The following is a 5,751-nucleotide window of genomic DNA, read 5'->3' as shown; positions in this document are numbered from 1 at the left end:
ATAAAGAATCTGAAATTGCGTCAGCCTTTTCCACATAGGAAGGCAAGCCCTCTACCGTGATTTCTTTCTCTGTTTCCTTCGGAGCAATACCGTATTTTTGAATCAAAGATTCCGGATTGGCCGGCTCAATTTTCACCTTTACCTTATCACCATTCTTCAAATCCATGGAAGGTTCAACCGTGAAGTAGTACCCCTTGGAGCCATCCATATCTCCGGTTCCTTTCCACTCCACAGCTCCCTCAGGGGAAATGCCGGTAAACTTATAGTCAAAATCCTTAAAGGCATCAAAAAGCTGTACATCCTTTAAACCTTCTACCTTGAATTCTGTTCCCTTAGAAGTGAATTTAACTTTGAACTGTTCTTCCAGTTCTTCCTGATTGAATCCCCAGCTAAGCTTTACGGTCTCTCCGTTCTTCAACTTTCCGTCCGACGAATCCCCTTCAATCTTCCAGTTTCCGTCAATGTAGAAATCATAAAGCAGCTCTGCCGCTCCGTAGTTCTTAGTCAAGCTGTCCTGCAGGAAATTTCCACTTTTCTTTAACTTGATTTTCTTTTTGTAATCCTTGAGGTACGCATCCTTGTCAAACTTCACTAAGGCTTTTCCGTAGCCATCATAGCCGTCAAAGCTTACCGTGACATACTTGTCCAAATTGACTTTGGTATTTCTTGGCAATAGAGCGAAGAAAGATGCCAAAACAAGCAAAATCAAAACAACGGCAACTCCTACAAAAAGTGCGGAATTATTCTTTCCTGCATTTTCAGCTTTGGCATTGTCCTTTACCTGTTTTTTGGCTTTAATTTCTTTAATCTTTTTATCGGTTTCCGTTTCTACTGTCTCTTTTACTTCGGAAGCCTTTTCCGCCACAGCTGCTCCGGCTGCTGCAGTTGCCTCCTCTGCTTTCTTTACTACTTCTTTAGCCCTGGCCCCGGCTTCCTGAGTCGCTTCTTCAGCTTTGGCTTCTGCTTCCTTTGCAAGCTCTGCAGCCTTGTCCTGAACTTTTTCTGCTGCTTCTTCCGCGTGGGCTTGTGCCTCTTGAACAGCTTCCTCAAGCTTGCTTTCTACTGCTCCAGCCTGCTTTTCCGCCTCAGGAGCAATTTCATTCACTTTATCCTGAGCTTCCTCTGCCAGCTGTTCCACCTTCCCTTGCGCTTCCGTTGCAAGATTCTCAGCCTGATTCTTCAGCTCTTCTTTTCCTTCTTCCAACTTTTCTTCTACAGCTTCAGCTGATGCCTGTAGATTCTCTGCAGGAGTGCTCCCGGCTTCTCCGGAATCACCCTCTTGCTGTAACTTTTCCTTTTGTTCATCTTGTTGTTCCATACTGACCTCCCCTTAATGAAAAGTATTATTTCACTGACTTAAGAATACCTTTTTAAGGATGAAAAGGCAAGAATAATATTATTTCCCGGTAATAAGGGAGAAACCGCATCTTTACAGCCGGTTTCTCCCCTAATTCTTAACGAGTATCGCTCGGGTAGTGTGCGATATCTCATTTATGCTATATTCCGTTTTTCTCTTTACGTTCTTCCTTCAAGCGCTCTTCGTAATCCTTTAAGGCTGCCAGAGCTTCTCTACTTAATGGATACATAACAATCAGATTGAAAATAGTCATCAGTCCAACGCCCATGTCTCCCATATCCCACACTACGGTGTATTGCGCCAAGCCTCCTACAAACAGCATAATCAAAGCAAAAATCTTATAGCCGGTTTGGGACGCCCAGTTGTCTCCGAAAATGTAGGAAATATTGGAACGGGCATAGAACAGGATTCCCAAAAAAGTGGAAAAGCTGAAGAGCCACAAAATAATCGCAATAAATATCTTTCCGAAGGAGCCGAAGTGGTATGCCATAGCAGTTTGCAAAATATCCATTCCCTGCAGATTTACAATCTGTGCTTCCGGTGCCAAAAGCATGATAAAAGCGGTACAGGAACAGATTACAATGGTATCAATGAATACCCCCATAGCCTGGAATAATCCGATTTTCGCCGGGTGATCCGTATCTGCCGCAGCTGCTGCACAGGGCGCAGAGCCGGAGCCTGCCTCATTGGAGAAAAGTCCGCGCTTCACACCGTTCATCACAACCGCACCGAAGCCCCCTGCCACCATTTGCCGAAGGCCGAAGGCTTCGGAGAAGATTCTCTGAAATACAGTTGGCAGAGAAGTAATATTTCTCAGGATTACAAAAACAGTAAGAGCAAAATATAAGCCGGCCATCACCGGTACAATCACATCCAAAACCCTTGCTGTAGCGTGTTTTCTTAAGACTATTACCGCTGCCAGAAGCACAAGAATCGCTGTGGAAATAATCGGTTTAACGGAAAAGGCATTTTCAAAAGCGGAAGACACGGAATTGCCAATAACCTGACTGATTCCTCCCCAACAGATCAACCCGGAAAGAGCAAAAAGAATCGCAATAATGTTCTTCTTTTTAGGAATTTCTCCATTCAACTCCTCTCCGGGAGCCTTCTTAAAAAAGAAGTCATGGATGTAGTAGGCAGGACCGCCACGGAATCCCCCGTATAAGGGATCCTTTCTCTTATGCAGCTGGGCTAATGTCGCCTCTACAAAAGCAGTGGAAGAACCGATTAAAGCAGTAATCCACATCCAAAATACCGCACCGGCTCCTCCTGCGGAAATGGCTGCAACCACTCCCACAAGGTTTCCCATTCCTACTCTTGTGGCCGTGGAAACAATCAGAGTCTGCAGGCCGGACAGCTTTCCTTTCTTCAGATCGCCCTTTTCCTTTCCTTGAGGCTTTTCCAAAATCACCGCCACCATCTCTGAAAATAAACGGATGGGAAGAAATTTCGTGCGAATCGTGTAATAAATGCCGGCGGGAATTAATAGAATCACCATCAAAGACAGCCCCAGACTGCTTCCTCCGGGTAGTGGAATCTTTACCAAGTCTCCCCATAAAAATCCGGTTACCGCTTCAATCATCGATACAATAAGTGCCATAGTTTCCTCCCCTTCTTGACTTAATCACAAATTTCAGCCATTCCTTCAATATAGTTTCCACCGATACAATTTTCTGCGAATTCATTTGGCTTTCTTTGCGCTTTTTCACTTTTACGCGTTTATGCTTTTATGTACTAAAGTAATGAGTGTAAAAGAAAAAGCACAATGTGCTTTTCCCTATTGTAACAGCTATTTTCTTTTTGGCAAGAACTTTTCTTTCCTGAGAGGATTTAACATTTTCTTTCCTGAGAGGATTTAACAGTATTCATCCAAGCCCTTCTTCATAGCATGAATATATGCTTCCTTAACATCTTCCGGCCCTTGAATTTTTACGACTCCTCCCAAAGAGAACACCCAAGCAAAAAACATTTCACTCACTGCCACATCCACATGACAAATGGCATAGCCGGGCTCTTCCGCAGGAAAAAGGGAAATCTCTTTTCCGAAACGGTCCAGGAGAATTCCCACCATTTCCTCTCGAAAGATAAGGCTCACCTTCTTCCGTTCTCCTGCAAACATGGAAAAGGTTCTTTGCCGAAAATGCTCCATATCCAGATTCTGAAAAGCATCTTCCCCTAGTCTTTTCTCATCAAGAATCCGGATATTCTTCATTTTGTCCACCCGGTAGTGTTTAAAAATCTCCTCCTCTCCATCATAGCCAAGAAGGTAATAATTTTCATTTTCCAGAATCAAATTCCAGGGACTGACCAGGTAGGGCTTTTTCTTTTTCTCCACCAGTTCTTTTGCCATATTCCATTGCAGGTAGGAAAAACTGATTTGCCTGTTTTCCGCAATAGCTCTATGCAATTCGTCCACCACATAATAGATGGATTCGTTCATGCTCTTGATTCTTCCGGGGAGCATCAGCTGACGGTTTAATTGTCTGGCTTCATATTCACTGACAAAGGTAGTAAGCTTCTTGATTAGTTCCTTGGATTTTTTCTCCGTAATAAAGCGGGAGGCCTGCACCGCATCCGCCAGAAGCTTACATTCCGCCAGTTCAAATTCCTTACTGCCAAGATAATAGACATAGTTCCTGCCCTGTTTCTCCATCACCACATCGTAGCCCATTTGGCGAAGGCACTCTATGTCATCATAGACACTTTTCCGGTCTGTTTCGATGTCCATCTCCCTAAGATAATTCTGGATTTCCGCCATGCTTAGAGGATGCTGTTCATCAGCCTTGTGCAGCAATATTTCTCGCAAATGATACCACTTCCACTTTTGATTCCGTCTCTTCGCCATATCAGTCCCCCCCCAATGTCAGAATGAAACTTTCTACTATATGCTCATTCTAACAGGAAAAGGCACAATAGGATATTCAGAATTGCAGAAGATTTAAAACGAGTATCCCGCCTTTTCCAGGATACTCGTTTTAAATAAAAAATATATCGCTCCGTCCAGCAGATTATAAGAGTGCCTCTACTGCCTTCTTCACATCCTCCATAGAATGAGTTGGCTCAAAACGCTGTACCACATTTCCCTTTCTATCAACCAAGAACTTCGTAAAGTTCCACTTGATGTCCGGATTCTTCTTGTATTTCGGATCCTTGGCAAAGCACATCGCTCCCATGGCCATAGCCTTCACTCCTTTTCCAAACCCCTCAAAGCCTTTTTGCTCTTTAAGATAGCCGTATAAAGGAAGAGCATTGGCACCATTTACCTCTGCCTTTTTCATCTGATCGAATTCTGTTTTGTACTGTAATGTACAAAACTCATGGACTTCCTCATCCGTTCCCGGAGTCTGTCCTGCAAACTAATTACAGGGAATATCCAAAATCTCCAAACCCTTTTCATGGAAATTCTTGTAGAGCTTCTGCAAGTCCTCGTATTGAGGTGTAAAGCCACAGCCTGTTGCCGTGTTGACAATCAAAAGCACCTTTCCCTCATACTCTTTAAGAGATAGCATTTCCCCATTTCTCTTCTCTACACTGTAATCATAAATTCCCATATTTTCCTCCTATACTCTATTTTCCCTTAAGGGCTAAACTTTTGTAATAGTTTTTTATCTGATAGATTGTTTGCAATTTAATTTTACTCTATCATATTCTTTTGTCAAGATATTTTTCACCTTGCATTTTAATTTGATTGTTTTTGTTACATTTGCAACATTTATCTCTTTTTTTCTTTGCTATCCTAAAGTCGTAAAGAGAAAATATCAAGAGAGGAGTCTATATGATTACAAAAGAAATGACATTAGCGGATGTGGTAAAGGAATATCCCGGTACCATTCCTTATTTAAATGAATATCGTTTGGATTATTGCTGTGGAGGACATGACCCTATTGCGAAGATCGCCAAAGAGAAAAATATTGATTTAGAGCCTTTTATACAGGAGCTGGAAAAATTGGCAGCCCTGCCAAAGAAAAATGATTTAGACTACGAGGGGGAACTGCAGCGTTTTCGTGCTCTGTCCGTACCGGAAATGCTGGCGGATTTAGAGCGTAGCCACCATATCAAGGAAAGAGAGCTACTGGCAGATGTGGAAGCTCTTTTGAATAAGATTCTTGTGGTGCACTACGAGCACCATGGAGAAGAGCTTAGTTCCATTCATCATCACTTTGCCCTCTTAAAGGCAGATTTGGAAGAACATTTTGCGAAAGAAGAAAAGCTGGTCTTCCCAATTATGAAAAAATCCAGAAAACCAAGCTCTGGAGACATTGCCTATGTAAAGAGTTTGGAGGAAGAACACAGTACAGCCGGAGAACTGATTAAGCTTTTACAGAAAGAGACGAATTTCTTTACAGCCCCGGAGGATGTTTGCCCTACCTATAGAAGATAGATCGGAAGAGCGT

General features: G+C 42.8%; 4 protein-coding genes and 1 pseudogene. 1 reads left to right on the top strand and 4 read right to left on the bottom strand.

Annotation, left to right across the window (positions count from 1 at the left end; all coding sequences use genetic code 11):
* The 4 genes and pseudogenes from RDQ32_RS10595 to RDQ32_RS10580 form a co-directional block, all read right to left on the bottom strand.
* Positions 1 to 1,318 (bottom strand): hypothetical protein (locus tag RDQ32_RS10595; RefSeq protein ID WP_308580448.1); only part of this gene is annotated, 1,318 nt, incomplete at its 3' end.
* 178 nt (positions 1,319 to 1,496) lie between these two features.
* Positions 1,497 to 2,957 carry an alanine/glycine:cation symporter family protein gene (locus RDQ32_RS10590; protein ID WP_308580447.1) on the bottom strand — a complete coding sequence of 487 codons (1,461 nt, stop codon included), beginning with the start codon at positions 2,955 to 2,957 and terminating at the stop codon, positions 1,497 to 1,499.
* A gap of 255 nt (positions 2,958 to 3,212) precedes the next feature.
* Entirely contained in the window at positions 3,213 to 4,202 is a 990-nt protein-coding gene (locus tag RDQ32_RS10585; protein ID WP_308580446.1) for a WYL domain-containing protein, read from the bottom strand.
* A 163-nt stretch (positions 4,203 to 4,365) separates the two neighbouring features.
* Positions 4,366 to 4,908: pseudogene (locus RDQ32_RS10580) on the bottom strand (glutathione peroxidase).
* Positions 4,909 to 5,132: 224 nt separating this feature from the next.
* Here RDQ32_RS10580 and RDQ32_RS10575 point away from each other — a divergent pair.
* Positions 5,133 to 5,738 carry a DUF542 domain-containing protein gene (locus RDQ32_RS10575; protein WP_308580445.1) on the top strand — a complete coding sequence of 202 codons (606 nt, stop codon included), beginning with the start codon at positions 5,133 to 5,135 and terminating at the stop codon, positions 5,736 to 5,738.
* Positions 5,739 to 5,751: the final 13 nt, after the last annotated feature.

Source organism: uncultured Oribacterium sp. (assembly GCF_902481605.1).
Classification (GTDB): domain Bacteria; phylum Bacillota; class Clostridia; order Lachnospirales; family Lachnospiraceae; genus Oribacterium; species Oribacterium sinus.
The sequence above is the reverse complement of the archived record's forward strand: the minus strand, read 5'-3'. Positions and strand labels throughout refer to the sequence as shown.